We start from the raw sequence: 26,171 nt of genomic DNA on the forward strand, positions 1-26,171 counted from the left end.
CGTGTGGCCGGCACCGGGGTCAGATCCCTTTGCGCGGCAAAGGGCTCTGACCCCAGCGACCCACAGCGGGTCGGATCCCTTCGCGAAGCGAAGGGATCCGACTCTCCCGCATCCACGCGTAGCGTGGATCTACCGTGTCGACCAAGGTCGACACCTACCAGCAGCACCGATGAACTGTCGAAGGCGGGGTGGGTCAGGCCGGCAGCGGCGGCAGCAACCCCGCACCGAGGCGGTTCCAGGCATTGATCACCGCGATGCCCATGCTCAGGTCACTGATGCCCTTCTCATCGAAGTGCGGTGCCAGTGCATCGAACGCCGCCTGCGACGGTGCGCCGTCGGTCAGCCGGGTCAGCGCCTCGGCCCAGCCCAGTGCCGCGCCCTCTCGCGCATCGAAGAAGCGGCTTTCGTGCCAGGCCGGCAGGGTGTCCAGCTTGCGCGGCTCGATGCCGCCCTTGCGCAGGGCCGTGCCGTGCATGTCCATGCAGTAGCCGCAGCCGTTGAGCTGCGACACGCGCAGGAACACCAGTTCCATCAGGGTCGGATCGATCGAGCTGTCATGCACGGCCTGGCTGGCGGCCAGCAGGCCCTTGAAGGCCTGGGCGGCCAGGCGGGTGTAGGGAACTCGGGGCGAGGTGTGGTTGGACATCGTGGGCTCCAGGGCGGCCACGATGGCCGCCTTTCACTCCCAGGACGCCGCAGCACCATCGCGCGTGACAACCCTCGGCAGCTTTTCCGGATTCAGCACGCTGTAGACATTGGCGATGCGGCCGTCGACCACTTCGATGGTGGTGACCGAGTGCAGGCGCTCGCCGTGGAAACGCAGGATCGCCGGCTCGCCGTTGACATAGCCGAGCTGCGCCGGATGCGCCGCGCCGCGGCGGGCGATGGCCCAGAACAGGCGGCCGATGCGCTCGGCGCCCCGCAGCGGGCGGATCGCGGCGGTGACCACGCCGCCACCGTCGGAGACCAGCAGCGCGTTGGCGTGCAGCAGGGCCTGGATCGCGTCGCTGTCGCCGCGCTGCGAGGCATCCATGAAGCGCGCCAGCAGCTGCCGGTGCTGGCTGGCGTCGGCATTGAAGCGCGGCCGCCCGGCGTGCAGGCGCTGCCGGGCACGGTGTACCAACTGCCGGCAGTTGGCTTCGCTGTGGCCGATCAGGTCGGCGATTTCGCGGTAGTCGTGGTCGAAGGCCTCCTTCAGCAGGAACGCGGCGCGTTCCTCGGGGCCGAGCTGTTCGAGCAGGGTCAGGAAGGCGACCGAGACGTCGTCGGCCAGCGCATGCAGCTGCGCCGGGCCGGGTGCCGGATCGGGCTCCAGCGTGACCGCCAGCGGCTCGGCCAGCCACGGGCCGACGTAGTGCACGCGCTCGCGCTTGGCCGCGCGCAGCCGGTCCAGGCCGAGCCGGGTGGTGGTGGTGACCAGCCAGGCTTCGGGGTCGCGGACGGCCGCCGGGTCGGCGCCGGACCAGCGCAGCCAGGCATCCTGGACCACGTCTTCGGCGTCGGCGCGGCTGCCGAGCAGGCGATAGGCCAGGGCCATCAGGCGCGGGCGGTGGGTCTGGAAAGCGGTTTCGGCGTTCATGTGGGCAAGGACGCCGCAGTGGCGCGTGGCGTGACAGAGCTTCGGGGGAATCTTGCCGGCCAGCGGCCGGCACTACCACCCCGGGGCCGGGGGAGGGGGTAAAATGGGCGGATTACCCCCGCCAGCCTCGAGCAAGCGAGCAAGCCGTGACATCGATCAAGCAGGAAGACCTCATCCAGTCCATCGCCGACGCGCTGCAGTACATCTCGTACTACCACCCGGTCGACTACATCAAGAACCTCGCCGCTGCCTACGAGCGCGAGGAGTCGCCGGCCGCGAAGGAAGCGATGGCCCAGATCCTGATCAATTCGCGCATGTGCGCCGAGGGCCACCGCCCGATCTGCCAGGACACCGGCATCGTCACCGTGTTCCTGGAAATCGGCATGGACGTGCGCTGGGACGACGCCACCATGGGCGTGGAAGAGATGGCCAATGAGGGCGTCCGCCGTGCCTACATGCACCCGGACAACAAGCTGCGCGCTTCGGTGCTGGCTGATCCGGCCGGCAAGCGCATCAACACCAAGGACAACACCCCGGGCGTGGTCAACGTCAAGGTGGTGCCGGGCAACAAGGTCGACGTGATCGTCGCCGCCAAGGGCGGTGGTTCGGAAGCGAAGACCAAGTTCGCCATGCTCAACCCGTCCGACTCGATCGTCGACTGGGTGCTGAAGACCGTGCCGACCATGGGCGCCGGCTGGTGCCCGCCGGGCATGCTCGGCATCGGCATCGGTGGCACCGCCGAGAAGGCGATGCTGCTGGCCAAGGAAGCGCTGATGGAGCCGATCGACATCACCGAGCTGCAGGCCCGTGGTGCGTCCAACCGCATCGAAGAGCTGCGCCTGGAGCTGTACGAGAAGGTCAACGCGCTGGGCATCGGTGCGCAGGGCCTGGGTGGCCTGACCACCGTGCTCGACATCAAGATCAACGACTACCCGACCCACGCGGCCAACCTGCCGGTGGCGATGATCCCGAACTGCGCGGCCACCCGCCATGCGCACTTCACCCTCGATGGCAGCGGCCCGGTGATGCTGGACCCGCCGTCGCTGGAAGACTGGCCGAAGCTGACCTACGACGCGTCCAAGGGCACCCGCGTGGACCTGGACACGATCACGCCGGAAGACGTGGCCAGCTGGAAGCCGGGCCAGACCCTGCTGCTCAACGGCAAGCTGCTGACCGGCCGCGATGCCGCGCACAAGCGCATGGTCGACATGCTCAACAAGGGCGAGGAACTGCCGGTCGATCTGAAGGGCCGCTTCATCTACTACGTCGGCCCGGTCGATCCGGTGCGCGACGAAGTGGTGGGCCCGGCCGGCCCAACCACCGCCACCCGCATGGACAAGTTCACCGAGCAGGTGCTGGCACAGACCGGCCTGCTGGGCATGGTCGGCAAGGCCGAGCGCGGCCCGGCCGCGATCGAGGCGATCAAGAAGCACAAGTCGGCCTACCTGATGGCCGTTGGTGGTTCGGCCTACCTGGTGTCCAAGGCGATCAAGGCGGCCAAGGTGGTCGGTTTCGCCGACCTGGGCATGGAAGCGATCTACGAGTTCACCGTGCAGGACATGCCCGTGACCGTGGCCGTCGATTCCACCGGCGAATCGGTGCACAAGACCGGCCCGCGCGAATGGCAGGCCCGTATTGGCAAGATTCCGGTGGTGGTGGAGTAATCCTTCCACCCAGTGTTCAGACAACGGCGCCCGTGTGGCGCCGTTGTTGTGTGCAGCCTGCCTGCGCGTGGCCTGCTCTGCTAACGTACTGGCTGGCGTTCTGGAAGGGAGTCCATCGTGCTGCAGTGGCCGCGTGTTTTCGTGTTGCTGGTCGCTGCGCTGGCGTGCAGCGCCTGCGGGCCACGTTACTTCGTCGAGCCTCCCACCCACGAAGCGGGGAAGATCTGCGCGTCGGTCTGCGAGAGCCGGAAGGCAACGTGCGACTTCCACAACCGCGCCCTTGCCGAGTCGGATCAGCGCAGCTGCGAAAGCGAGAAGAGCCGGGTCATCAGCCGTTGCAGTGATATCGCCGATGACAAGCAGCGGCACAACTGCGAAGGGGGCAACGGTGCCGGCAACTACTGCGGTCCCCCGGTGCTTCCTTCATGCGGCGCTCCGTACGCCCAATGCCTGCTCTCCTGCGGCGGCACCGTGAATGACGTTCGCACCGACACCGGTGTTCCCGTGTACTGATCGGGGTGCGCGTCGGGCCTGCACGAGTAACCGTAGTCTGCTAGGGTCGGCACATCCCTGCACTGGATGTGCCCATGCGCCTGCATCGATCCGTCGCGACTGTGTTCCTGCTGGTCCTGGCCGGCTGCAGCACAACGTCCTCCTATGAAGGTGCGGATTTCTCCGCCTCCTCGCAGTGCCGCGTGCAATGCCAGGCCGATTATCGGAGCTGCATGGCGCGGGGGAGTATCGGCAGCAACGACTTCAGCTGCGAACAACAGATGGTGCCGGCGCCGGACAAACGCTGCAAGGACGTTGCCAATCCCGAACTACGCCGTTCCTGTGAACTGAAGACACACGACTGCGCGATACGCACGCCGATCATGTCCTGTAGCGAAGGCCGCGATACCTGCATGAGCCGCTGCGGCTGAGCAACGATTGCCCGTGCAGGGCATAATCGGCCGATTCATCCACCCGGGACTTGCGCATGAGCACCACGCTGTATGGTTCGACCAGCACCGCAGCCCTGGTGGTGCACTGGCTGCTGATCGAGCTGGGCATCGAGCATGAACTGGTGCTGCTGGATTTCGACGCACGCGAGCACAAGTCGGCGGCGTACCTGGCACTGAATCCGGCCGGCGTGGTGCCGACGTTGCTGATCGATGGCCTGGTATTGACCGAAGCGGCGGCCATTGCACTGTACCTGGCTGATCGCCATCCGGACGCCAACCTGCTGCCCGCGCTGGGCACACCGCAGCGCGCCGATGCCTACCGTTGGATGTTCTGGTGTGCCAATACGCTGCAGCCGGCCTATCGAGCATGGTTCTATCCACACGAAATGGCGGGCGAGGCGAATATCGAGGCCAGCCGCGGGATGGCACGGCAGCGCCTGGAAGCGGCTTGGCAGCATGTGGCCGCGCACCTGCATGCACATGGCCCCTACCTGCTGGGCGCCACGCCCTGCGTGGCCGATTACATGCTGGTGATGCTGATGCGCTGGTCGCGCAACATGCCGAGGCCCAGCGACACCTGGCCGGCGCTGAAGGCGCATGCCACGTCGATGAAGGCGCGCCCGGCGTTCGCCGAGGTGTATCGCCGCGAGGGCATCACCGACTGGCAGTAGCCCGTTCTGCAGCGCCGAGCCACGCTCGGCTGCATTCACGGGTGGCACGCGAGCAGCAGCCGGGCAGCAGCCGGGCAGGGCTCGGCTCTGGCAGTGCGGGTTACAAGGATCTCCAGCACCGTTTCCGGCGGCCGGCACAGCCGTGTGCCCTTGGGCGTGCGCACCACGGGGCGGTTGATCAGCCGCGGGTGTTCGGCCATCGCGGCCAGCAGCGTGGCCTCGTCCGCATCCTCCAGGCCAAGTTCGGTGAACTGCGCCTCCTTGTTGCGCACCAGCGCCCGCGCGTCCAGTCCGGATTCGGCCAGCACCTGGCGCAGCGTGGCCGCATCGGGTGGGTTGCCCAGGTATTCGATCACCTCCGGATCGAAGCCTGCATCGCGGATCAGCTTCAGTGCGCCGCGCGAGTTGCTGCAGGCCGGGTTGTGCCAGATCGTCACGTCCATCAGAACCACTCCAGCAGGGACACACCCACGCCCACGTAGGTGGCCTTGTGGTTGTAATCGATCAGGCTTTCGCCGTAGCCGTCGAAGACCTGCACATGGCCGCGCAGCAGGTTGCTGATCGGGAAGCCGTAATCCAGCTGCAGGGCGCCGTGCGAGCGGCTGCCGGTGCGCAGCGAATGGCGTGCCATCAACGAGACTTCGTGGCCGTTGCGGTTCCAGGTCAGGGTCGCGTCACCGCGGCCCATGTAATCCTCGATGTCCGGGTTGTTGTCATCGCTGCGGGTTTCCGGGATGCGGTACCAGGGGCGCAGCACCAGCGCCCAGTTCTCGCGGTCCAGGCCGATGTTGAGCATGACCCGGTTCCAGCTGCGCGACAGTGGGTCGGCCCGGCCATTGGACTGGTGGTTCAGCGCGATGCCGGTCATCCGCCCGCGCCAGCCACCGATCGAGTAGCCGTTGCGGAAGACCATCATCACTTCCGGTTCGTAATTGGTTTCGCGGAAGGGGCGCGAATCCTCGCTGTTGTAGGCCTGCCAGCGCGAGCTCTGGGTGTAGCCGGCCCAGATGTCGCCGTTGTCGCCGAACAGGTTCTCGGCGATCTTGGTCTTGAAACTGATCTGGAACTTCAGCTCGGCACTGTCCAGCACCTGCGGCGTGGTGACCGTGTTGGCCGGATTCGGCGAATGCGGTGTGGTGTTGCGGTCGCTGGTCCAGAACGCAGGCAGCAGGTACACCGGCTTGTAGGCGCGCAGCTGGAACGGGCCGAGCTTGGAGTCCTCGGCCAGTTCCCAGCGGCTGTCCAGCAGTGAGCCCCGGCCAGCGTTTGCCAGCGCGCTGTCGGGCTCTGCTGGGCGGAGCAGATCACTGACCCGCTCGCGCAGTTTCTCTTCGCCCTGGCTTACGCGTGCAGTCTGTCGTTCTTCGCGACGGGCCTGTGCTGCTGCCTCGGCGGCAGCGTCGGCCTCGGCGGTGGACTGCGCGGAGCGCCCGAACTGCCGGTCATAACAGGCCAGGCGGGCAGCGTCTGTGGTAATCGCCGCACATGCGGCCGGCGAGGCTTCGGCGCTGGGCGCGAACTCCTGCGCGGCCAGCGGCGCACTGGCCAGGGCCAGCGCCAGCGGCGCGAGACGGGGAAGCAGCGGGGGAGGGTCATTGCAGCAGGCCCTTAGGTGAATACGGAAATCGCACAGTGTGGCGGCTGCACCGGTTCACGGCCAGCCCCCACGGTTTATGCACGGGCACCGCGTGCGCGCGGCGTGAAGGCAGTGCGGGTTACAGGAACCAAGCGAAGGCGAACAGGCCGAGCATCGCGATCACCACGGCCAGTTTCAGCGCCAGGCCGAGCAGGATACCGAGCCAGGTGGCCAGGCCTACCTTGGTCGAGCGCCCCAGTTCGCGCGTGTGCCAGTACTCGCCGGCCAGGGCGCCGATCAGGGGGCCTGCAAAGAGGCCGATCGGCATGAAGAACAGGCCGACGATGCTGCCGACGAACGTACCCCACAGTGCCTTGCGGCTGGCACCGACCCGCTGCGCACCCACCACCGTGGCCAGCACGTCCACCAGCAGCGAGAGGACGGTCAGTACGCCCAGCGCGACCAGGGTCGGCCAGCCGACGTGGGTGAAGCCGTCCGCCCAGGCCGCCAGCAGCAGTCCGATGAACACCAGCGGGATGCCGGGCAGGGCCGGCAGGATGATTCCGGCGATGCCGACAAGGACAAAAATGACCGCTAGCAGATATAAGATGAATGAGAGGCCCATGCTGTACCGTATGGTCGCCGTTTTGGGGTTGACAGTGAAAGATTTTGCCAGTTGCTTTTTCGTTTTGGGCGGGTTAAGTTGCAGTCGCTGAGCTTGGCAAGGTCACCGTGGATCGTGGCCTGATGAAGCAAGATCTTCCCGATCCGCTGCATCGATGCACCTCGCTTCCCCCTTGCTTGTCAGCCGCCCACCAGGCGTTTCCAACAACAAGAGAGAGTCACCAGGGAGTTAGTGAGATGTCTGATCGCGAGACCGGTACCGTCAAGTGGTTCAACGATGCAAAGGGCTTCGGCTTCATCAGCCGTGAAAACGGCGAAGACGTGTTCGTGCACTTCCGTGCCATCCAGACCCAGGGCTTCAAGAGCCTGAAGGAAGGCCAGAAGGTCACCTTCACCGTCGTGCAGGGCCAGAAGGGCCTGCAGGCCGACGCCGTGCAGCCGACCTGATCGCGCTGCAAGCCGTCACATGAAAAAGGCCCGCGCAAGCGGGCCTTTTTCTTTGCCGCCGGCCCGGCGCAGGTCAGCGCAGGATGACCTTGCCGTTGACCACGCGCACGTAGGTGTTTTCGCGGATGCCACCGAGGTCGCGCTGATTGACCACGATGGTGCGGCCATCATCCATGCGCACGCTGATGTCGTAGGTATCGCTGGTCACGTTCTTCTGGATCTGGTTGCCGGCCAGCGCGCCGCCGACCGCGCCTGCGGCCGCAGCGATGTTCTTGTTGCCACGGCTGCCACCGGTGTGATCGGAGATCTCATGGCCGGCCACGGCACCGACGATGCCGCCGAGGATGGCGCCGGTCGCGCTGGGCGCGGTGCGGCCAGACGGCACGGTGTTGATGCGGGTGACGATGCCACAGTCGGCACAACGGCCCTGGTTGTAACCGCCGTTGTTGCCGTAGCCACCATTGTTGTAGCCGTTGTTGTAACCACCGCCACCGTAGCCGGGCGAGGTGGCACAGCCAGCCAGGGCGAGGGTAGCGATGGCGCTGGCGGCAATGAGCTGGATCTTCATGGAGCGTCTCCTGGCCGTGAAGGCGGGTGTGTTGGGTGGTACTGCGTCATGCAGCAGGGTGGACGAATCCTCTCCTTTCGAACGTGAACAAGGTGCCAACCAGGCGTGCCTTGCCCGGCTACAGGATGAATGCGCGTCAGCGGAAGTCCTGGTGGCAGGCGCGGCAGTCGGCCTGCACGGTTTCCACGACCTTGGCCAAGGCGGTGCAGTCACTGGGCGGAGCCGCCAATGCGGCGTTGAGGTTGCCGCGCAGCTGGCTGGCGTGCTGCTGGAACCGGCCGTTGTCCTTCAGCCCGGGAAAGGCCAGGTCGAGGTCGTTGGACAGAAGGCGCAGGGCCTGCAGCCGCGGCACGCTGTCGGCCAGACTGCAGCGGTTTTGCTGCTGGGCCTGCAGCAGCAGCTGCGACTGCCGTTGCATCACCTGCATCAGGCTGTCGGGGAACGGGTCGCGGCGGGACTGCAGGGCACGGCCGACCATCACCGTGGCGACCAGCCCGATCAGCAGGCCCAGGCCGAGCACGAACAGGTAACGGTAGGCAGTGGACGGGCGGCGGGGCGGGCTGGCGTTCATGGCGGGCTCTGCGGGCGTGCAACGGTGGGTTCGATGCCGGCGCGCTGTAGGCACTGGCGCCTGCACGTTAAAATAGCCGCATGAACGAACAGGTCAAACAACGCTTCGCCGGCATCGAACGGCTGTATGGCGTAGGTGCGCTCGAGCGCCTGCAGGGCAGCCGCGTGGCGGTGGTGGGCATGGGCGGGGTCGGCTCGTGGGTGGTGGAAGCGCTGGCGCGTTCGGCGGTCGGCCACCTGACCCTGATCGACGCCGATGACATCTGCGTGTCCAACACCAACCGGCAGCTGCCGGCGATGGAAGGCAACTACGGCCGCAACAAGGCCGAGGCGATGGCCGAGCGTTGCCGTGCGATCAACCCGGACATCGAGGTCGATGCCGTGCAGGCATTCCTGACCGTGTCGAACATGGCCGAGTTGCTGGACCATGGCTTCGACCTGGTGATCGATGCCTGCGACAGCTTCCGGGTGAAGGTCGAGACGATCGCCTGGTGCCGCCGCCGCAAGCTGCCGCTGCTGACCGTGGGGGCTGCCGGTGGTCGCACCGATCCGACCCTGGTGCGCATCCGCGATGTCTCGCGCACCGAGCACGACGCCATGCTGGCGCTGATCCGCAAGAAGCTGCGCAGCGAGTTCAACTTCCCTAGGAATGCCAAGCGCTACTTTGGCGTGCCGGCGGTGTATTCGCTGGAGAACGTGAAGTACCCGCAGGCCGATGGCAGTGTCTGCGGCATCCGGCCGAACCTGGGCGCCGATGCGGCATTGAAGCTCGATTGTGGTGCAGGCCTGGGGGCGGCGACCCACATCACCGGTGCGTTCGCCTTCGCGGCGGTCGGCAAGGCGCTTGAAATGCTGCTGGAGCCGAAGAAGGTGAAGGCCGAAGTGGTCGAGTCCAGCGAGGTGTGATGGATCGTGCCGGCCAGCGGCCGGCACTTACCCGTTACATTGCCGGCAGCGCGAACAGGCGCCGCGCATTCTCCGTCGTGGCCTGGGCCACCGCGTCCAGCTCCATCCCGCGCAGTGCGGCCACGTGGTGGGCGATGACTGCCAGTCGCGCTGGTTCGTTGCGCTGGCCGCGGATGCCGGCGTCAGGCTGGTCGGGCGCGTCGGTCTCCAGCAGCAGCTGTTCCAGCGGCATCCCGCGCACCAGGCGCTGCAGCCGTTGCGCGCGTTCGTAGGTCAGCGGACCGCCGAGACCGAGCAGGAAGCCTTGCCGATGCAGTTGCGCGGCCTGTTCCGGGCTGCCGGAAAAGCTGTGCACCACGCCGCGCAGGCCGCCGACGCGACGGATCGCGGCAATGACCGCATCCACCGCGCGTCGCGCATGCACGATCACCGGCAGCTCGAACTCGCGGGCCAGTTGCAGCTGGCCGATGAAGTACGCCAGTTGCGTCTCTGCATCCAGTCCCTCGACGAAGAAGTCCAGCCCGCATTCGCCGATCGCGCACGGGCGTTCGCGAACGATCCATTCGCGCAGCAGCGGCAGATGGTCGGGCCGGTGCTCGGCCAGGAACATCGGATGCAGGCCGTAGGCCGGGTACAGCCCCGGTGCCTGCCGGCAGACCTCGCGCAGCTTCGGCCAGCTGGCCGCGGTCACCGCCGGCACCACCTGCAGGCGCACGCCAGCGGCCTGCGCGCGCGCGATCACGGCGCTGCGGTCACTGTCGAACTCGCCGGCATCGAGGTGGCAGTGGCTGTCGACCAGCGGGCTCAACGCTGTTCCAGCGACGGCGCAACCGTGGCAGCGTGGCGGCTTTTCCAGTTGGCCAGCAGCAGGGTGCCGAAGCCGAGGACCAGCTCATCGACGAACGGGATCGGGTCCGGGATGAACAGCGTCAGCACGAACAGGCCCGCTGTAAGCTTGAACAGGGTGGGGTAGCGCAGCCGGCGGGCCCATTGCAGTACCGGCAGCAGCATCGGGTTGGCCATGGCGGAAATCCTCGTGGGGAATATGCAAACGCTACCACGGGCCCAGCATTTCCCGATGCTGAATGGGTTACAGGAATGAGCAGGAAATGTGGAGATTCCGTTCAGGCAGCGCATGCTGCAATCTGGGCCGAGAACGTTGCGGATGGTCCGCAAGGAGCAGGTCATGAAAAGCACAACTACAACTGTCCTGGTCGCAGCGGGCGCGCTGCTGGTCGGTGGCATCGCCACCGCCGCCTTCATGAAGAGTGGCGACAAATCGCCCGATTCCATCAGCGCCACCACCCCCAATGGCGAGTCGCGCCTGGTCGACGGCAGTGCCACCGACGATGGCGCACGTGGTGACAGGCTCGACCCGTCTGCGCCGCGTGGGCTGGAATACGCCGACGTGCTGAAGGTCGACCCGATCACCGAGAAGCAGAAGGCCTACGCCACCGTGATCGGCACCGATCCGGTGCGCGAGACTTCCACCACCCAGACCCCGCACGAGGTGTGCCAGGACGTGACCGTGCAGGAACGCCTGCCGGAGCGTGATGGCAACGTCGGTGGCACCGTGGTCGGCGCCGTGGTCGGCGGCCTGCTCGGCAACCAGGTCGGCGGTGGCAACGGCAAGAAGGCCGCGACCGCAGCCGGTGCCGTGGCCGGTGGCTTCATCGGCAACCAGATCGACAAGCGCCACGTGGGTGGCCGCGTGGTCAACCGCACCGAGCGCCAGTGCCACACCGAGACCGCCACTTCCGAGTCGAGCCGTGTTACCGGCTACAACGTGACCTACCGCAACGAGGACGGCACCACCGGCACCATGCGCATGGCCAGCAAGCCGGGCAACCGCATCGCCATGGGCACCAATGACGTGGTGAAGGGCTACAACGTGACCTACCGCTACGACGGCGCCGAGAAGACCGTGCGCATGGACAACAAGCCGGCCAGCGATCGCCTGCCGGTGGTCGATGGCCAGCTGGTCACGCAGACCGCTGCTGCCGGCGCCACTGCGGCCACGCGCCAGTAATCCAGAATACGTGCTGTACCCGACGGGCCGGCGCATGCCGGCCCGTTTCGTTGTGAGCGCGGGCATTCATCCGTGTCGAGGCGGAATCCACCATCATGGTGGCCCCTTCGACATGGAGTCGGCATGAGCATCTTCGACCTGCGCCTGGAAACCGAGCGCCTGATCCTGCGTCCGCTGCTGCGCGAGGACTACGAACCCTATCTGGCGTTCTGCGCCGACGAGGAAACGATGCGCACCCTCGGTGGCGTGCAGCCGCCTTCGGTAGCCTGGCGCGGCTTCTGCAGCCTGGCTGGCGCCTGGCAGCTGTTCGGCTTCTCGATGTTCAGCGTGATCGAAAAATCCAGCGGGGACTGGATCGGGCGGATGGGCCCCTGGCAACCGCAGGACTGGCCGGGTACCGAGGTCGGCTGGGGCATCCGCCGCGCCAGCTGGGGCCGGGGTTATGCGCCGGAAGCGGCGGTCGCGGCGATCGACTGGGCCTTCGACACGCTGGGTTGGCACGAGGTGATCCACACCATCGCCGAGAACAACGACAACTCGCGGGCGGTCGCGCGCAAGCTGGGCAGCACGTTGCTGCGGATGGGCGAACTGCCGCCGCCGTACAACGACAAACCGATGCAGATCTGGGGCCAGTCGCGCGAACAGTGGCGGCAGCGTGCACGCTGAATGTGGCCCGGTAGTGCCGGCCGCTGGCCGGCAACCTCGTTGCAGCAGGATTCGTGCGATTGCCGGCCAGCGGCCGGCACTACCGGGGTGCCATGCTGCATCCGCGCTTGGCATTCCCTGGCGCACTTGCCAGACTGCACGCAGCCGGCCGCCGGCCGGATCCGATGGAGCAGGCAATGGTGGAAGAGCGCGTCCCGCTGACGGTGCATGGCATGTCGGTCTCGGGCAATTGCCACAAGGTCCGGCTGCTGCTTGAGCAGCTCGGCAGCCGTTACCGCTGGGTGGAAGTGGACAGTGCCCATGGCCAGACCCACACGCCCGAATTCCTGGCGCTCAACCCGAATGCCAAGGTGCCGCTGATCGTCCGCGACGACGGCCGCGTGCTGACCGAGTCCAACGCGATCCTGTTCTGGCTGGCCGAAGGCACGCCCTACCTGCCCAGCGATGGCTGGGAGCGTGCGCAGGCGTTGAGCTGGATGTTCTTCGAGCAGTACACGCACGAGCCGTGCGTGGCGGTAGCGCGCTTCATCCGGGGCTGGACGGCGCCCGACTCGCCACGCCGTGTCGAACTGCCACGCCTGCACGAGCGTGCCGCCACCGCGTTGGCGGTGATGGAGCAGCACCTGCGCGAAGCGCAGTGGTTCACCGGCAGCGGATACGGCATTGCCGATATCGCCCTGTTTGCCTATACCGATGTGGCGGGCGAGGGCGGCATCAGCCTGGAGCCGTTCCCGGAAGTTCGCGCCTGGCTGCAGCGCGTGCGTGCGCAGCCGCGCTTCCTGCCGATGCCGGCGGTGACCGCCGAGGTGCGCTCGCGTTTCGAGGCGGCTTGATGCCCACAGGGTAGCGCCCGGTATTGCCGGGCGGAACGCAACAACGACACGGAGGGTGTTCGATGTTCGCTGTGGTTCCGGATCCGATTCCCGCGCGCATGCGGGGGCTCAACCGCGCCGAGGTGTGCGACGTCAATTTCCTTGAGGCGGTGCGCGGGTGGCGCGGGACGCCGCGCCCGCGACCCGCGGCAGATGCTCCGATCCTGCCCGGCAGTACGCTCACCGCTGCCGCCTTCGATGAACTGTTCGACTCGCAGCTGGCCAGCCGCCAGCTGGACCTGATGGCGCGCGTGCTGCGCGTGCAGAACAAGGTCTTCTACACCATTGGTTCGTCCGGTCATGAAGGCAACGCGCTGCTGGCGCGGGCCTGCCGGCACTCCGATCCTGCCTTCCTGCACTATCGTTCCGGCGCCTTCATGGCCGAGCGTTCGCGGCAGGTGCCGGGCATCGACCCGCTGCGCGATGCGGCACTGTCCTTCGCCGCCAGCGCGGATGATCCGGCCAGCGGTGGCCGCCACAAGGTGTGGGGCAGCAAGCCGCTGTGGGTGCTGCCACAGACCTCGACGATTGCGTCGCACCTGCCCAAAGCGCTGGGCACCGCACTGGCCATCGAGAGTGGCAAGCGGCTGGGGCAGGCGCTGCCCATTCCCACCGACAGCATCGTGCTGTGCTCGTTCGGCGATGCGTCGGCCAACCACGCCACCGCGCAGACCGCCTTCAATACCGCGATGTGGTCGGCCTACCAGAAACTACCGGCGCCGATCCTGTTCGTCTGCGAGGACAACGGCCTGGGCATCTCGGTGAAGACCCCCGATGGCTGGATCGCCGAGCGCTTCAGCCACCAGCCGGGGCTGGACTATTTCTTTGCCGATGGTCTCGACCTGGCCACCGGGCACGCCCAGGTGCAGGCGGCGGTGGAACACTGCCGGCGCACGCGGCGGCCGACCTTCCTGCATCTGCGCACCACGCGCCTGATGGGCCATGCCGGCACCGATTTTGAAGTGGAATGGCGCGCGCTGCCGGAACTGTGCGCGGCCGAGGCGCAGGATCCGCTGCTGCGCTCGGCGCAGATCGCGCTGGAATCAGGCTGGATGGATGCGGCCGCCATCGAAGTGGCCTACGAAACGATGCGCGCGCGCTGCATGGCCGCTGCCGCCGATGCCGAAGGCAGTGCGAAGCTGCAGTCGCTGCGGGAGGTGATGGCGCCGCTGGCACCGTACACCCCTGCAGCGGTGCAGGCCGAAGCGCAGCGCGAGGTCGCTGCCGAAGCACGCGAGGCACTCTATGGCGGTGCCGAGGCATTGCCGGAACGACAGGCGCCGCGGCATCTCGCGATCCAGATCAATCATGGTCTGCAGGAGCTGCTGGCCAAGTATCCGCAGAGCCTGCTGTTCGGCGAGGACGTGGCGCAGAAGGGCGGTGTCTACACCGTCACCAAGGATCTGCTGCGCCGCTTCGGGCCGCGCCGGGTGTTCAACACCCTGCTGGACGAGACCATGATCCTGGGCATGGCGCAAGGCCTGGCCAACATGGGCATGCTGCCGATCCCGGAAATCCAGTACCTGGCCTATCTGCACAACGCCATCGACCAGCTGCGTGGCGAAGCCTGTTCGCTGCAGTTCTTCTCCAACGACCAGTACCGCAACCCGATGCTGGTGCGGGTGGCCGGGCTGGGCTACCAGAAGGGTTTCGGCGGCCATTTCCACAACGACAACTCGGTCACCGCCCTGCGCGACATCCCCGGGCTGGTGGTCGGCTGCCCATCGCGCGGCGACGATGCGGTGATGATGCTGCGCACGCTGGCGGCGCTGGCCCGGGTGGATGGGCGCGTGGCCGTGTTCCTGGAGCCGATCGCGCTGTACATGAGCAAGGACCTGCATGAGCCGGGCGATGGCCAGTGGCTGTTCGACTACCCGGCCCAGGGCCAGGCACTCGTGCCGGGCGAAGGCCGTGTTTACGGGCCGGAGGCTGGCGACCTGGTGGTCTACACCTACGGCAATGGCGTGCCGATGGCGCTGCGCGCAGCGCGGGCCATCGAACAGCAGCTGGGCTGGCAGGTACGGGTGGTCGACCTGCGCTGGCTGGTGCCGCTGGATGCCGGCTTCATCGCCAGCCAGGCCGCCAGCGCACGGCGCGTGCTGGTGCTGGACGAGGGCCGCCACAGTGGAGGGGTGGGCGAGGGCGTGGTCACCGCACTGGTCGAGGCCGGTTTCGGCCACCTGCCGCTGCGCCGGGTCTGCGGCGCCGATACCTATACCCCGCTGGCAGGGGCAGCAATGTTCGGGCTTCCAAGCGACAATGCGGTGATTGGCGCCGCCCTTGAACTGGCGCAGGAACCTTGATGCATGTGTGGATTGGCGGGAATGTTGTTGCCGGCGCCGGTGGCGTCGGCCGAGGTGCTGCAGGCGCAGGTCCTGGCCATGGGCGAGGCACTGCACCACCGCGGGCCGGATGATGGCGGCAGCTGGGTCGATGCCGGGGCAGGCATCGCGCTGGCGCACCGTCGGCTGAGCATTCTCGATCTGTCGCCGCTGGGCCACCAGCCGATGGCCTCGTCCGATGGCCGCTACGTGATGGCCTACAACGGCGAGGTCTACAACTTCGCCGCCCTGCGTGCCGAACTGGAGCCGCTGGGGCATGCTTTCCGTGGCCATTCCGACACCGAAGTGCTGCTCGCGGCGATCCTGCAGTGGGGCATGGAAGACACCCTGCAGCGTTGCAACGGCATGTTCGCCATCGCGCTGTGGGATCGCCAGGCGCAGTGCCTGTGGCTGGCACGCGACCGCGTTGGCAAGAAGCCGTTGTACTACGGCTGGGCCGGGGACACCCTGGTGTTCGGCTCCGAACTGAAGGCGCTGTGGCAGCACCCGGCCTTCGACAACGACATCGACCGTGACGCACTGACCCTGCTGCTGCGGCTGGACTACATTCCAGCCCCGCACAGCATCCACCAGCGCTGCTACAAGCTGATGCCGGGCCGCGTGCTGCGCCTGGATGCCGAAGCCGTGGCGGCGGGCGCTTCGGCGCATCGCCCGGAACAGGCGCAGCGCCCCTACTGGGATGCACGTGCACGCATGCAGGCGGCGCTGGCTGCGCCGTTCCAGGGCCGCATCGAGGAGGCCGAGGAGCAGCTGGACGGGCTGCTGCGCGACGCAGTGGCGCTGCGCATGGTGGCCGACGTGCCGGTGGGCGTGTTCCTGTCCGGGGGTACCGATTCGTCGCTCGTGGCGGCGCTGATGCAGGCGCAGAGCGGGCAGCCGGTGCACAGTTTCAGCATCGGATTTACCGATTCGAGCCACGACGAGGCGCCGCTGGCCAAGGAACTGGCCGCGCACCTGGGCTGTGACCACACCGAACTCTACGTGAGTGGCGCCGATGCACTGGCGGTGGTGCCGCAGTTGCCGGCGATGTTTGACGAACCCTTCGCCGATGCCTCGCAGGTACCGACCGCGCTGGTCGCCCGGCTGGCGCGGCAGGGCGTGACCGTGGCGCTTTCCGGCGATGGTGGCGACGAACTGTTCTTCGGCTACACCCGCTATGTGCGCGCGCTGCGCAACTGGCAGATGCTGGGGCGCGTGCCTGGGCCGCTGCGGCGCTGGATGGGCGCGCGCTCCCAGCAGCAGGGCGAGGCCTCGCGTACCGGCGGCCTGGCCGCGCTGTTGGCCGAGTCCGGCGCGCGTGGCATCGGTGACGTGTACCGCAACCGCATCTCGCGCTGGCGCGACCCGACAACGGCAGTGCCGGGCGCGCAGGCTGCCGGCAGCTTCTATGATCTGGCCGATCCGTTGCACGGCGCCGGCACACCGGCCGACGCGATGATGCTGGCCGATTACCTGACCTACCTGCCGGATGATCTGCTGTGCAAGGTCGACCGGACCTCGATGGCGGTCAGCCTGGAAGCGCGCGCACCGTTGCTGGATTCACGCGTGGCCGAGTTCGCCTGGTCGCTGCCGCTGGGCTTCAAGCGCAGTGAGACCACCAGCAAGGTGCTGCTCAAGCGCGTGCTGGGCCGTTATGTGCCGCAGTCGATGGTGCACCGTCCCAAGCGCGGTTTCGGCGCACCGGTCAGTGACTGGCTGAAGGGCGACCTGCGGCCGTGGGCCGAAGACCTGTTGCAGCCGGCACGGCTGGAGCGGGAGGGCGTGCTGTCGGCGGCCGCCATACAGCCGCTGTGGCAGCAGTTCCTCGGCGGCCAGCGCAAGTGGCATACCCATCTGTGGAACGTGCTGATGTTCCAGGCCTGGCAGGCGCATTGGCGGCAGGTGCGTGCGGGCGTGACGGGCGGCTGATCTTCACCGGCCTGCAAGGGCCCGGCGACTAGGCTGGTGCTCCCGCACCGTGAGGAGTATGTCCCGATGTCCGTCCCCACCATCGCCGTGTTCGTTGGCAGCCTGCGCAAGGATTCCTGCAACCGCAAGCTGGCCCATGCGCTGGAGAAGCTCGCCGGTGATCGCGCGCGCTTCCAGTACGTGCAGATCGGCGATCTGCCGTTGTACGACCAGGATTTCGACGCCGATTATCCGCCGCAGGGCACCCGGCTGAAGGACCAGGTGCGCGCCGCCGACGCGGTGCTGTTCGTGACACCCGAGTACAACCGGTCGGTGCCCGGCGTGCTCAAGAACGCCATCGATATCGGATCGCGCCCGTATGGTGACAGTGCGTTTGCCGGCAAGCCGGCGGCGGTGATCGGCGCCTCCATCGGCCAGATCGGCACCGCCGTGGCCCAGCAGCATCTGCGCAACAGCCTGGCCTTCCTGGACATGCACGTGCTCGGCCAGCCAGAGGCATTCATTCATTTCAAGGACGGCCTGATCGATGCCGACGGCACGGTCCACAACGAGGGCACGCAGAAATTCCTGCAGGGCTATATGGACCGGTTCCTGGCGCTGATCGCGGTGCACGTCAAGGGCGATTGACGCCAGCGGTCGACACCCCCATCTGCGATAATGCGTGCTCGGGCGCCGCAACGGCGCCCGTCGCAGGCAGTGCGACGCTCCCACGCCAGTCTGGCCAGGTACCGGCGGATATCCCCGTTTTCCCACGGTTTATCCACAGGCTTGTCCATCGCCGCCGGGGGCGGCACATGCCTACACTCGTCTCGCCCACTTTTGCAGGAAACATCGCAGCATGTCCGCTCGCCCCGGCTTCCGTTCCAACCGCAGAGAGCGCGGTGATGGCTTCGATCGCGAACGCGACGAGTCGCGCATCGACCAGCTGCGGGTACCGCCGCATTCGGTGGAAGCCGAGCAGGCGGTGCTGGGTGGCCTGATGCTGGCCCCGGAGGCCTACGACCGGGTCAATGACCAGCTGACCGAAGGCGACTTCTACCGCCGCGACCACCAGATGATCTATCGCGCAATCCGTGAGCTGTCCGAGCGCGAGCGGCCGTTCGATGCGGTGACCTTGGGCGAGTGGTTCGAATCGCAGGGCAAGATGGAACTGGTGGGTGATGGCGCCTACCTGGTCGAGCTGGCCAGTACCACGCCGTCAGCCGCCAACATCGTGGCCTATGCCGAGATCGTGCGTGACAAGGCGGTGCTGCGGCAGCTGATCCAGGTCGGCACGGATATCGTCAACGACGGCTTCCAGCCCGAAGGGCGTGACAGCAGCGAGCTGCTGGCCTCGGCAGAAAAGAGCGTGTTCGCGATCGCCGAACAGGGCGCACGCGGCCGTACCGATTTCGTGGCGATGCCCGGTGCACTAAAGGATGCCTTCGAAGAGCTGCGCAGTCGTTTCGAGAACGGCGGCAACATTACCGGCCTGCCGACCGGTTATACCGATTTCGACGCAATGACCTCCGGCCTGCAGCCGACCGACCTGATCATCCTTGCCGCGCGCCCGGCCATGGGCAAGACCACCTTCGCACTGAACATCGCCGAGTACGCAGCGATCAAATCGAAGAAAGGCGTGGCCGTGTTCTCGATGGAAATGTCGGCCGCGCAGTTGGCGATGCGCCTGATTTCCTCCAATGGCCGCATCAACGCGCAGCGCCTGCGTACCGGCCAGCTGGAAGACGAGGACTGGAGCCGTGTCACCAGCGCGATCAAGATGCTGAAGGAAACCAAGATCTTCATCGACGACACGCCCGGCGTGTCGCCTGAAGTGCTGCGTTCCAAGTGCCGCCGCCTCAAGCGCGAGCATGACCTGGGCCTGGTGGTGATCGACTACCTGCAGCTGATGAGCGTGCCGGGCAACAGCGAGAACCGCGCGACTGAAATCTCGGAAATCTCGCGTTCGCTGAAGGGCCTGGCCAAGGAACTGAACGTTCCGGTGATCGCGTTGTCGCAGCTCAACCGCTCGCTGGAAACGCGTACCGACAAGCGCCCGGTGATGGCCGACCTTCGCGAATCGGGCGCAATCGAGCAGGACGCGGACATGATCGTCTTCATCTACCGCGACGATTACTACAACAAGGAAAATTCGCCAGACAAAGGCCTGGCCGAGATCATCATCGGCAAGCACCGTGGTGGCCCGACCGGTTCGTGCAAGCTGAAGTTCTTTGGCGAATACACCCGCTTCGACAACCTGGCCCACGATTCGGTCGGCTCGTTCGAGTAACGGTCGTGCCGGCCGTTGGCCGGCAACCGCCATCGGGCGCTGTAGAGCCCAAGGCAGCGGCAGGAGCCGCTGTCAGCGCCCCCGTGCAGCGCGGGTTCCATGCGGTCGCCACGAAGCGCAGCCGGGCATGGGCTCGGCGTTACACCGGCGCTGGGTCGGTTTCATCGCCCCCAGCCCGGTTTCGTCGCAAACCGTTTGCATGCGGCAAGGGCAGGGCGCCAACGTGTCGGCAGGCGGCAAGGTGCCGCCACAAGGAGACCGTGATGAAGACCCTGTTCGCGCTCGGTGTGTGGTGCCTGCTGTTCGTGCTGTGCTGGCCGCTGGCGGTCCTCGCCCTGATCGCGTGGCCGTTTGTCTGGTTGCTGAGCCTGCCGTTCCGCTTGGTCGGCATCACGTTCTCGGCGCTGTTCGCGTTCCTGCGCGCGCTGTTCATGCTGCCCGCGCGCCTGCTCGGCGGCGGCCCGGTGGCGGCATGAGGGCGGTGGTGCTGGTCGCGCTGGCATTGCTTGCGGGGCCGGCACCGGCCACACCGGTGTCACCGTCGTCCGCATGGCTGGAACGACAGCAGGCCGCCGCTGCCGATGAGGCATATGCTGCAGCGGCCAGAGCGGTCAAGCCCAGGGAGCGCTGCCGGGTGGTGAAGGAGTGGAAGGCGGGTGGAACCGTGGTCCAGCACCGCATCTGTGACGATCCGCCGAAGAAGCCGGCCGGAAAGGTGTAGCGCCGAGCCCAATGCTCGGCGGCCTGTGCAGGGCAGCCGAGCGTGGGGTCGGCACTACAGGGAAATGAGCAACAAAAAACCCCGCCGAAGCGGGGTTCCTTGCATCCGGCCATGCCGGCCAGCGGCCGGCACAACCCGCGAACGATCAGTTCGCCTTGTGGATGGCGCGCTTGCTGACCGCCATCGCCGCGTCGTGGATCACTTCCGACAGCGACGGGTGGGCGTGGCAGATGCGGGCCAGGTCGTCGGCCGAGCCGCTGAATTCCATGGTCAGCACGCCTTCGTGCACCAGCTCGGAGACGTTGGCGCCGACCAGGTGCATGCCGAGGATGCGATCGGTTTCGGCATGGGCCAGGATCTTCACGAAGCCCGCCGGCTCGATCATCGCCACGGCACGGCCGTTGGCGGCGAACGGGAAGCTGCCGGCCTTGTACGGAATGCCCTCGGCCTTCAGCTGGGCTTCGGTCTTGCCGACCCAGGCCAGTTCCGGCTCGGTGTAGATGACCCACGGGATGGTGTCGAAGTTGACGTGGCCCGGCAGGCCGGCGATCAGCTCAGCCACCGCGATGCCTTCCTCGAAGCCCTTGTGCGCCAGCATCGGGCCGCGCACGCAGTCGCCGACCGCCCACACGCCGTCGACGCCGGTGTGACAGTGCGCATCGACTTCAATCTGGCCGCGCTCGTTGACCTTGACGCCGGTGCCTTCGGCCAGCAGGCCCTTGGTGGCGGCGCGACGGCCCACGGCCACCAGCAGCTTGTCCACGGTCAGGGTCTTTTCGCCTTCGGCGTCGGTGTAGGTGACGATGACTTCCTTCTTCTTGCCCTTGCCGGTGATCTCGGTCTTGGAAACCTTGGCATTGAGCTTGATGTCCAGGCCCTGCTTCTTGAACTCCTTGGCAGCGGTCTTGGCCACTTCGGCGTCAGCAGCGGCCAGGAACTCCGGCATGGCTTCCAGGATGGTCACTTCAGCGCCCAGGCGCTTCCACACGCTGCCCAGTTCCAGGCCGATCACGCCGGCGCCGATCACCGCCAGGCGGTTCGGCACTTCGGTGAAGTCCAGGCCGCCGACGTTGTCGACGATGGTCTCGCCGTCGAACTTGGCGAACGGCAGCTCGATCGAATCCGAACCGGCCGCGATGATGACGTTGGTGCCCTTCAGCTCGACTTCCGAACCGTCGTGCTGCTTCACCTTGACCACGTTGCCCGGCTGCAGCTGGCCGAAGCCGTAATAGGCGGCGACCTTGTTGGCCTTGAACAGCATGCCGATGCCGCCGGTGAACTGCTTGACGATCTTGTCCTTGCGGCCAATCATCGCCTCGACGTCGATCTTGGCATCCTTGAAGCTGATGCCGTGGTCGCCAAAGATGTGGCCCATGTTCCAGAACTGGCGCGAGGAATCCAGCAGCGCCTTGGACGGGATGCAGCCCACGCGCAGGCAGGTGCCGCCGAGGGCCGGCTTGCCGTCCTTGCCCAGCGCAGCGTCGATGCAGGCGGTCTTCAGGCCCAGCTGGGCCGCGCGGATGGCAGCGTGGTAACCGGCCGGGCCGGCACCGATGACGACGACGTCGAATTGTTCAGCCATTGAATTATTCCTTGATGCATTACCAGAACCCCTCCGCGCAGGCGCGGAGGGGCGGGAGGTTTCTTACAGGCCGAACAGCATGCGGCCCGGGTTTTCCAGCTGGTTCTTGATGTCCACCAGGAACTGCACCGAGTCCTTGCCGTCGATGATGCGGTGGTCGTAGGACAGCGCCAGGTACATCATCGGCGCGATCACGACCTGGCCGTTCTGGGCGATCGGACGCTCCTTGATGGCGTGCATGCCCAGGATGGCGCTCTGCGGCGGGTTGATGATCGGGGTCGACAGCAGCGAACCGAAGGTGCCGCCGTTGGTCACGGTGAAGGTGCCGCCCTGCAGTTCTTCCAGGCCCAGCTTGCCGTCACGTGCCTTCTTGGCGTAGTCGGCGATGGTCTTCTCGATGTCGGCGAACGACATGCGCTCGACGTTGCGCAGGACCGGCGTGACCAGGCCCTTCTCGGTCGAGACGGCGATCGAGATGTCCGAGTAGCCGTGATAGATGATGTCGTCGCCGTCGATCGAGGCATTGACCAGCGGGAAGCGCTGCAGCGCGTTGGCAGCGGCCTTCACGAAGAAGCTCATGAAGCCCAGCTTGATGCCGTGGGCCTTGACGAACTCGTCCTGCAGTTCCTTGCGCGCGGCCGAAACCTTGGACAGGTCGACTTCGTTGAAGGTGGTCAGCATGGCGGTGGAGTTCTTCGACTCCATCAGGCGCTCGGCAATGCGCTTGCGGATGCGGGTCATCGGCACGCGCTCTTCCGGACGTGCGCCACCGGCCTTGCCGGCGCCGCCGTTGCGGGCGAAGTTGACGATGTCTTCCTTGGTCACCGCGCCACGACGGCCGGTGCCGTCGACGTCGGCCGGGTTCACGCCTTCGGTGATGGCGGTGAAGCGGGCGCCCGGCGGCAGCGCGTCGGCGGCCGACTTGGCAGCCGGGGCCGGCGCAGCGGCAGCGGCCGGAGCAGCGGCGGCCGGTGCGGCTTCAGCCTTCTTCTCTTCAGCGGCCGGGGCCGGAGCCGCAGCTACGGCGCCTTCTTCGATGATCGCCACCACCTGGCTGGAGGTCACGGTATCGCCTTCCTTGAACTTGATTTCCTTCAGCACGCCGTCAACCGGCGACGGCACTTCCAGGACAACCTTGTCGGTTTCCAGGTCAAGCAGGTTTTCGTCGCGCTTGACGGCGTCGCCCACCTTCTTGTGCCAGGTGGCGATGGTGCCGTCGGCGACGGATTCGGGCAGTACCGGGGCTTTGACTTCGGTGGCCATTGCGGGAGCTTCCTGGTTTGTCTTCTAAATAGGGGGGGAGTTATTCAGCGACCTGGTCGTTGAACGGGTTGACCAGTGCGTCGGCGATCAGCTGCTGCTGCTCGCGGACATGGTCAGCCATGTGACCGGCAGCCGGCGAGGCCGAACGTGCGCGACCGGCGTAGTGCAGGTTCTGGCCATCGGCCAGGCAGAACTGCAGGTGGTGGCGGATCTGGTACCACGCGCCCTGATTCTGCGGTTCTTCCTGCGTCCACACCACGTCGGTGGCCTTGCCGTACTTCTTCAGCTCGGCAGCCAGCAGCGCACGCGGGAACGGATACAGCTGCTCCACGCGGATGATCGCCACGTCGTCCTGGCCACGCTTGGTCTGGTCCTCCAGCAGGTCGTAGTAGACCTTGCCCGAGCACAGCACCACGCGCTTGACCTTCTTGGCGTCGGCATTGGCGTCGCCGATCAGGTGCTGGAACTCGCCGTTGGCCAGCTCGTCGAGGGTCGACACCGCCAGCTTGTGGCGCAGCAGCGACTTCGGCGACATCACCACCAGCGGCTTGCGGGTGGTCATGTGCAGCTGGCGACGCAGCATGTGGAAGGCCTGGGCCGGAGTCGACGGCACGACCACCAGCATGTTCTCCAGCGCGCACAGCTGCAGGAAGCGCTCCAGGCGCGCCGAGCTGTGCTCCGGGCCTTGCCCTTCATAGCCGTGCGGCAGCAGCAGGGTCAGGCCGGAAATGCGGCCCCACTTGGCTTCACCGGCGGCGATGAACTGGTCGATCACCACCTGGGCGCCGTTGGCGAAGTCGCCGAACTGGCCTTCCCAGATGCACAGCGTGTTCGGATCGGTGGTGGAGAAGCCGTATTCGTATGCCATCACCGCTTCTTCGCTCAGCAGCGAGTCGATGACGGTGGCCTTCTCCGGCGAATCCACCAGCTGCCGCAGCGGCATGTAGTAGTTGTCGGTCTTCTGGTCGTGCAGGATCGCGTGGCGGTGCGTGAACGTACCGCGGCCGACGTCCTGGCCGACCAGGCGCAGTGCATGGCCTTCGTCGAGCAGGGTGGCGTAGGCCAGGTTCTCGGCAAAGCCCCAGTCGCCCGGAATCTCGCCGGCGGCCATCTTGCGGCGGTCGTCGTAGACCTTGGCCACGCGCGAGTGCAGCTGCACTTCGTCCGGGATGGTGTTGATCAGCCTGGCCAGTTCGACCAGCTTGTTCTTCTCGACCTTGGTCGAGACCGGGTCGGACAGCTTGCCTTCCAGCAGCTTCGGCCAATCGACGAACAGCGGGCTGCTCGGCGGGGTCTTCTCGACCTTGGCCAGTTCGGTGGTCACTTCACCGGCGTCCAGCTTCTCGCGGTAGGCATCGACCATCGCCTTGCCGGCACCGGCGGCGATCACGCCTGCCTTCTCCAGCTGCTCGGCGTACATCTCGCGGGTGGTCGGGTGCTTGCGGATCACCTGGTACATCAGCGGCTGGGTGATTGCCGGTTCGTCGGCCTCGTTGTGGCCCCAACGGCGGTAGCACATCAGGTCGATGACCACGTCCTTGGCGAACTTCTGGCGGAACTCGAAGGCCAGCTGCGCGGCGAACACCACCGCTTCCGGATCATCGCCGTTCACGTGCAGTACCGGCGCGGCGATCATCTTCGCCACGTCGGTGGCATAGCGCGTGGAGCGCGTATCCAGCGGGTTGGAGGTGGTGAAGCCCACCTGGTTGTTGACCACGATGTGCACGGTGCCACCAACGGCGAAGCCGCGGGCCTGCGACATCTGGAACAGCTCCATGACCACGCCCTGGCCGGAGAAGGCCGCGTCGCCGTGGATCAGGATCGGCATCACCTGCTTGCGGGCGGTGTCCTTGCGGCGCTCCTGGCGCGAACGCACGGAACCGGCCACGACCGGGTCGGCGATTTCCAGGTGCGACGGGTTGAACGCCAGCGCCAGGTGCACCGGGCCGCCTTCAGTGGCGACGTCGGCGGAGAAGCCCATGTGGTACTTCACGTCGCCGGCCGAAGCGTGCTCGTCGTGCTCGAACTTGCCCTCGAACTCGTCGAACAGCTTGCGCGGGTTCTTGCCCAGGGTGTTGACCAGCACGTTCAGGCGGCCGCGGTGGGCCATGCCGATCACCACGTCCTTGACGCCATCCTTGCCGGCGCTGCGGATGATGGTGTCCATCATCGGGATCAGCGAGTCGCCGCCTTCCAGCGAGAAGCGCTTCTGGCCGACGTACTTGGTGTGCAGGTAGCGCTCCAGGCCTTCGGCCGCGGTCAGGCGCTCCAGGGTGCGGCGCTGGGTGTCAGCGTCCAGCTGGTAGTTGCCACCGGCCGCTTCCAGCTTCTTGTAGATCCACTGGCGCTGCTCGACCTCGGAGATGTGCATGAACTCCGCACCGATCGAGCCGGTGTAGGTCGCCTTCAGGCGTGCCAGCAGGTCGCGCAGCTTCATGCGCGGCTGGCCGCCGACGCCGCCGGTGCTGAACTCGCTGTTGAGGTCGGCATCGGACAGGCTGTGGAACGGCAGGCCCAGGTCCGGGGTGTTGACCGGTGCGGCCAGGCCCAGCGGGTCCAGGCGGGCGTCGAGGTGGCCGCGGGAGCGGTAGGCGGTGATCAGACGACCGACATTGCGCTCGCGCTCGTCGCCCGCACCGCTGCCGGTGCCAGCTTTCAGCGCATCCTTGGCCGCGTCCGCGATGTGGGAGATGACGGCCGAGTGCGGAATGTCACCTGCTTCACGGCCCTTGAAGCCATCGAAGTAGGTTTTCCATTTGGGATCGACACTATCCGGGGAGACCAGGTACTGCTCGTACAGGTCCTCGACATAGGAGGCGTTGCCGCCGGCGAGTTGCGAAGATTGCGCAAACTGCTTCAGTTGATTGTCCACGATGGAGGGTGTTGATTCGCTTTGTGGGGTATGGCTTCAGAAGGACCCGGCAGGAATGATGAATAGCCCTGCGCGGGCGCGTTCAAACAGCCAAATTG

Annotated in this window: 26 protein-coding genes and 1 pseudogene; 15 read left to right on the plus strand and 12 right to left on the minus strand. The window is 66.6% G+C overall.

From position 1 onward, the window contains the following. Window positions 1-193: 193 nt before the first annotated feature. Both BN1263_RS11365 and BN1263_RS11370 read right to left on the minus strand, forming a co-directional pair. The gene (locus BN1263_RS11365; RefSeq protein WP_058981228.1) at window positions 194-646 is read right to left on the minus strand and encodes a carboxymuconolactone decarboxylase family protein; all 453 of its coding nucleotides are present in this window, start codon (window positions 644-646) and stop codon (window positions 194-196) included. 33 nt (window positions 647-679) lie between these two features. Further along, complete coding sequence (locus tag BN1263_RS11370) at window positions 680-1,579, minus strand: RNA polymerase sigma-70 factor (protein ID WP_058981230.1); 900 nt, start codon at window positions 1,577-1,579, stop codon at window positions 680-682. A 146-nt stretch (window positions 1,580-1,725) separates the two neighbouring features. On the opposite strand from BN1263_RS11370, the gene BN1263_RS11375 reads away from it, so the two are divergent. The 4 genes from BN1263_RS11375 to BN1263_RS11390 all read left to right on the plus strand — a co-directional run bounded on the left by BN1263_RS11375 (window position 1,726) and on the right by BN1263_RS11390 (window position 4,858). After that, entirely contained in the window at window positions 1,726-3,243 is a 1,518-nt protein-coding gene (locus BN1263_RS11375; protein WP_058981232.1) for a fumarate hydratase, read from the plus strand. Window positions 3,244-3,360: 117 nt separating this feature from the next. Further along, window positions 3,361-3,756: a hypothetical protein gene (locus BN1263_RS11380; RefSeq protein WP_058981234.1), complete on the plus strand. Its 396-nt coding sequence runs from the start codon at window positions 3,361-3,363 to the stop codon at window positions 3,754-3,756. A gap of 74 nt (window positions 3,757-3,830) precedes the next feature. Beyond that, window positions 3,831-4,166: a hypothetical protein gene (locus BN1263_RS11385; RefSeq protein WP_019660430.1), complete on the plus strand. Its 336-nt coding sequence runs from the start codon at window positions 3,831-3,833 to the stop codon at window positions 4,164-4,166. A 56-nt stretch (window positions 4,167-4,222) separates the two neighbouring features. Continuing rightward, on the plus strand, window positions 4,223-4,858 hold the full coding sequence (locus tag BN1263_RS11390; protein ID WP_058981236.1) for a glutathione S-transferase family protein: 636 nt from the start codon (window positions 4,223-4,225) through the stop codon (window positions 4,856-4,858). Window positions 4,859-4,962: 104 nt separating this feature from the next. Here the strand turns inward: BN1263_RS11390 and arsC are convergent. The 3 genes and pseudogenes from arsC to BN1263_RS11405 form a co-directional block, all read right to left on the minus strand. Continuing rightward, window positions 4,963-5,301, minus strand: a pseudogene (gene arsC, locus BN1263_RS11395) (arsenate reductase (glutaredoxin)); the annotation flags it as partial. After that, a complete protein-coding gene (locus BN1263_RS11400) occupies window positions 5,301-6,440 on the minus strand; it encodes a phospholipase A (RefSeq protein WP_144435346.1) in 1,140 nt (379 codons plus the stop codon). The gene BN1263_RS11400 and the pseudogene arsC, both read right to left, overlap by 1 nt. 133 nt (window positions 6,441-6,573) lie before the next feature. Next, entirely contained in the window at window positions 6,574-7,059 is a 486-nt protein-coding gene (locus BN1263_RS11405; protein ID WP_033835435.1) for a DUF456 domain-containing protein, read from the minus strand. 236 nt (window positions 7,060-7,295) lie between these two features. Between BN1263_RS11405 and BN1263_RS11410 the strand changes: the two genes are divergently transcribed. Next, window positions 7,296-7,505 (plus strand): cold-shock protein, encoded by a 210-nt coding sequence (locus tag BN1263_RS11410; protein WP_005410290.1) that lies wholly within the window; start codon window positions 7,296-7,298, stop codon window positions 7,503-7,505. A gap of 73 nt (window positions 7,506-7,578) precedes the next feature. Here BN1263_RS11410 and BN1263_RS11415 read toward each other — a convergent pair whose 3' ends face one another. Both BN1263_RS11415 and BN1263_RS11420 read right to left on the minus strand, forming a co-directional pair. After that, a complete protein-coding gene (locus BN1263_RS11415) occupies window positions 7,579-8,073 on the minus strand; it encodes a glycine zipper 2TM domain-containing protein (protein WP_005410289.1) in 495 nt (164 codons plus the stop codon). A 136-nt stretch (window positions 8,074-8,209) separates the two neighbouring features. Next, entirely contained in the window at window positions 8,210-8,644 is a 435-nt protein-coding gene (locus tag BN1263_RS11420) for a cytochrome c (RefSeq protein ID WP_058981240.1), read from the minus strand. A gap of 80 nt (window positions 8,645-8,724) precedes the next feature. On the opposite strand from BN1263_RS11420, the gene BN1263_RS11425 reads away from it, so the two are divergent. Further along, the gene (locus BN1263_RS11425; protein ID WP_058981242.1) at window positions 8,725-9,549 is read left to right on the plus strand and encodes a tRNA threonylcarbamoyladenosine dehydratase; all 825 of its coding nucleotides are present in this window, start codon (window positions 8,725-8,727) and stop codon (window positions 9,547-9,549) included. 34 nt (window positions 9,550-9,583) lie between these two features. Here the strand turns inward: BN1263_RS11425 and BN1263_RS11430 are convergent, their stop codons facing one another. Then, window positions 9,584-10,357 carry a TatD family hydrolase gene (locus tag BN1263_RS11430; RefSeq protein ID WP_058981244.1) on the minus strand — a complete coding sequence of 258 codons (774 nt, stop codon included), beginning with the start codon at window positions 10,355-10,357 and terminating at the stop codon, window positions 9,584-9,586. Then, complete coding sequence (locus BN1263_RS11435; RefSeq protein WP_019660422.1) at window positions 10,354-10,572, minus strand: DUF6116 family protein; 219 nt, start codon at window positions 10,570-10,572, stop codon at window positions 10,354-10,356. Before BN1263_RS11435 ends, BN1263_RS11430 begins: the two co-directional genes overlap by 4 nt. Before the next feature lie 163 nt (window positions 10,573-10,735). Here BN1263_RS11435 and BN1263_RS11440 point away from each other — a divergent pair, with 163 nt between their 5' ends. The 9 genes from BN1263_RS11440 (at window position 10,736) to BN1263_RS11480 (ending at window position 20,356) form a co-directional block, all read left to right on the plus strand. Next, the gene (locus BN1263_RS11440) at window positions 10,736-11,578 is read left to right on the plus strand and encodes a glycine zipper 2TM domain-containing protein (protein ID WP_026347069.1); all 843 of its coding nucleotides are present in this window, start codon (window positions 10,736-10,738) and stop codon (window positions 11,576-11,578) included. Between the two features lie 123 nt (window positions 11,579-11,701). Further along, entirely contained in the window at window positions 11,702-12,244 is a 543-nt protein-coding gene (locus tag BN1263_RS11445; protein WP_005410283.1) for a GNAT family N-acetyltransferase, read from the plus strand. A gap of 176 nt (window positions 12,245-12,420) precedes the next feature. Further along, complete coding sequence (locus tag BN1263_RS11450) at window positions 12,421-13,077, plus strand: glutathione S-transferase family protein (protein ID WP_058981434.1); 657 nt, start codon at window positions 12,421-12,423, stop codon at window positions 13,075-13,077. Window positions 13,078-13,139: 62 nt separating this feature from the next. Continuing rightward, window positions 13,140-15,419 carry a transketolase C-terminal domain-containing protein gene (locus tag BN1263_RS11455; RefSeq protein ID WP_058981246.1) on the plus strand — a complete coding sequence of 760 codons (2,280 nt, stop codon included), beginning with the start codon at window positions 13,140-13,142 and terminating at the stop codon, window positions 15,417-15,419. Window positions 15,420-15,422: 3 nt separating this feature from the next. Further along, on the plus strand, window positions 15,423-17,366 hold the full coding sequence (asnB, locus tag BN1263_RS11460) for an asparagine synthase (glutamine-hydrolyzing) (protein WP_058981248.1): 1,944 nt from the start codon (window positions 15,423-15,425) through the stop codon (window positions 17,364-17,366). A 66-nt stretch (window positions 17,367-17,432) separates the two neighbouring features. Continuing rightward, window positions 17,433-17,993, plus strand: a complete 561-nt coding sequence (locus tag BN1263_RS11465; RefSeq protein ID WP_021203035.1) for an NADPH-dependent FMN reductase — start codon at window positions 17,433-17,435, stop codon at window positions 17,991-17,993. 211 nt (window positions 17,994-18,204) lie between these two features. Next, window positions 18,205-19,635, plus strand: coding sequence for a replicative DNA helicase (locus BN1263_RS11470; protein WP_021203036.1), 1,431 nt, complete (start codon window positions 18,205-18,207; stop codon window positions 19,633-19,635). 263 nt (window positions 19,636-19,898) lie between these two features. Continuing rightward, window positions 19,899-20,111 (plus strand): hypothetical protein, encoded by a 213-nt coding sequence (locus BN1263_RS11475; protein ID WP_019660414.1) that lies wholly within the window; start codon window positions 19,899-19,901, stop codon window positions 20,109-20,111. Next, window positions 20,108-20,356, plus strand: coding sequence for a hypothetical protein (locus BN1263_RS11480; protein ID WP_058981250.1), 249 nt, complete (start codon window positions 20,108-20,110; stop codon window positions 20,354-20,356). Before BN1263_RS11475 ends, BN1263_RS11480 begins: the two co-directional genes overlap by 4 nt. A 145-nt stretch (window positions 20,357-20,501) precedes the next feature. On the opposite strand, the gene lpdA is transcribed toward BN1263_RS11480, so the two are convergent. The 3 genes from lpdA to BN1263_RS11495 all read right to left on the minus strand — a co-directional run bounded on the left by lpdA (window position 20,502) and on the right by BN1263_RS11495 (window position 26,073). Then, a complete protein-coding gene (lpdA, locus tag BN1263_RS11485; RefSeq protein ID WP_019660412.1) occupies window positions 20,502-21,938 on the minus strand; it encodes a dihydrolipoyl dehydrogenase in 1,437 nt (478 codons plus the stop codon). Window positions 21,939-22,001: 63 nt separating this feature from the next. After that, on the minus strand, window positions 22,002-23,201 hold the full coding sequence (gene sucB / locus BN1263_RS11490; RefSeq protein ID WP_019660411.1) for a dihydrolipoyllysine-residue succinyltransferase: 1,200 nt from the start codon (window positions 23,199-23,201) through the stop codon (window positions 22,002-22,004). A 40-nt stretch (window positions 23,202-23,241) separates the two neighbouring features. Further along, on the minus strand, window positions 23,242-26,073 hold the full coding sequence (locus BN1263_RS11495; protein WP_019660410.1) for a 2-oxoglutarate dehydrogenase E1 component: 2,832 nt from the start codon (window positions 26,071-26,073) through the stop codon (window positions 23,242-23,244). Window positions 26,074-26,171: the final 98 nt, after the last annotated feature.

This window comes from Stenotrophomonas thermophila, from assembly GCF_001499715.1.
In the GTDB taxonomy this organism is placed as follows: Bacteria; Pseudomonadota; Gammaproteobacteria; order Xanthomonadales; family Xanthomonadaceae; genus Stenotrophomonas; species Stenotrophomonas hibiscicola.

Excerpts from the sequence above, each read along its gene's own strand:
- BN1263_RS11365 (WP_058981228.1), bottom strand. The coding sequence starts at position 646 with ATGTCCAACCACACCTCGCCCCGAGTTCCCTACACCCGCCTGGCCGCC.
- BN1263_RS11370 (WP_058981230.1), bottom strand. The coding sequence starts at position 1,579 with ATGAACGCCGAAACCGCTTTCCAGACCCACCGCCCGCGCCTGATGGCC.
- BN1263_RS11385 (WP_019660430.1), top strand. The coding sequence starts at position 3,831 with ATGCGCCTGCATCGATCCGTCGCGACTGTGTTCCTGCTGGTCCTGGCC.
- BN1263_RS11390 (WP_058981236.1), top strand. The coding sequence starts at position 4,223 with ATGAGCACCACGCTGTATGGTTCGACCAGCACCGCAGCCCTGGTGGTG.
- BN1263_RS11405 (WP_033835435.1), bottom strand. The coding sequence starts at position 7,059 with ATGGGCCTCTCATTCATCTTATATCTGCTAGCGGTCATTTTTGTCCTT.
- BN1263_RS11410 (WP_005410290.1), top strand. The coding sequence starts at position 7,296 with ATGTCTGATCGCGAGACCGGTACCGTCAAGTGGTTCAACGATGCAAAG.
- BN1263_RS11415 (WP_005410289.1), bottom strand. The coding sequence starts at position 8,073 with ATGAAGATCCAGCTCATTGCCGCCAGCGCCATCGCTACCCTCGCCCTG.
- BN1263_RS11420 (WP_058981240.1), bottom strand. The coding sequence starts at position 8,644 with ATGAACGCCAGCCCGCCCCGCCGCCCGTCCACTGCCTACCGTTACCTG.
- BN1263_RS11425 (WP_058981242.1), top strand. The coding sequence starts at position 8,725 with ATGAACGAACAGGTCAAACAACGCTTCGCCGGCATCGAACGGCTGTAT.
- BN1263_RS11435 (WP_019660422.1), bottom strand. The coding sequence starts at position 10,572 with ATGGCCAACCCGATGCTGCTGCCGGTACTGCAATGGGCCCGCCGGCTG.
- BN1263_RS11440 (WP_026347069.1), top strand. The coding sequence starts at position 10,736 with ATGAAAAGCACAACTACAACTGTCCTGGTCGCAGCGGGCGCGCTGCTG.
- BN1263_RS11445 (WP_005410283.1), top strand. The coding sequence starts at position 11,702 with ATGAGCATCTTCGACCTGCGCCTGGAAACCGAGCGCCTGATCCTGCGT.
- BN1263_RS11450 (WP_058981434.1), top strand. The coding sequence starts at position 12,421 with ATGGTGGAAGAGCGCGTCCCGCTGACGGTGCATGGCATGTCGGTCTCG.
- BN1263_RS11455 (WP_058981246.1), top strand. The coding sequence starts at position 13,140 with ATGTTCGCTGTGGTTCCGGATCCGATTCCCGCGCGCATGCGGGGGCTC.
- asnB (WP_058981248.1), top strand. The coding sequence starts at position 15,423 with ATGTGTGGATTGGCGGGAATGTTGTTGCCGGCGCCGGTGGCGTCGGCC.
- BN1263_RS11465 (WP_021203035.1), top strand. The coding sequence starts at position 17,433 with ATGTCCGTCCCCACCATCGCCGTGTTCGTTGGCAGCCTGCGCAAGGAT.
- BN1263_RS11470 (WP_021203036.1), top strand. The coding sequence starts at position 18,205 with ATGTCCGCTCGCCCCGGCTTCCGTTCCAACCGCAGAGAGCGCGGTGAT.
- BN1263_RS11475 (WP_019660414.1), top strand. The coding sequence starts at position 19,899 with ATGAAGACCCTGTTCGCGCTCGGTGTGTGGTGCCTGCTGTTCGTGCTG.
- BN1263_RS11480 (WP_058981250.1), top strand. The coding sequence starts at position 20,108 with ATGAGGGCGGTGGTGCTGGTCGCGCTGGCATTGCTTGCGGGGCCGGCA.
- lpdA (WP_019660412.1), bottom strand. The coding sequence starts at position 21,938 with ATGGCTGAACAATTCGACGTCGTCGTCATCGGTGCCGGCCCGGCCGGT.
- sucB (WP_019660411.1), bottom strand. The coding sequence starts at position 23,201 with ATGGCCACCGAAGTCAAAGCCCCGGTACTGCCCGAATCCGTCGCCGAC.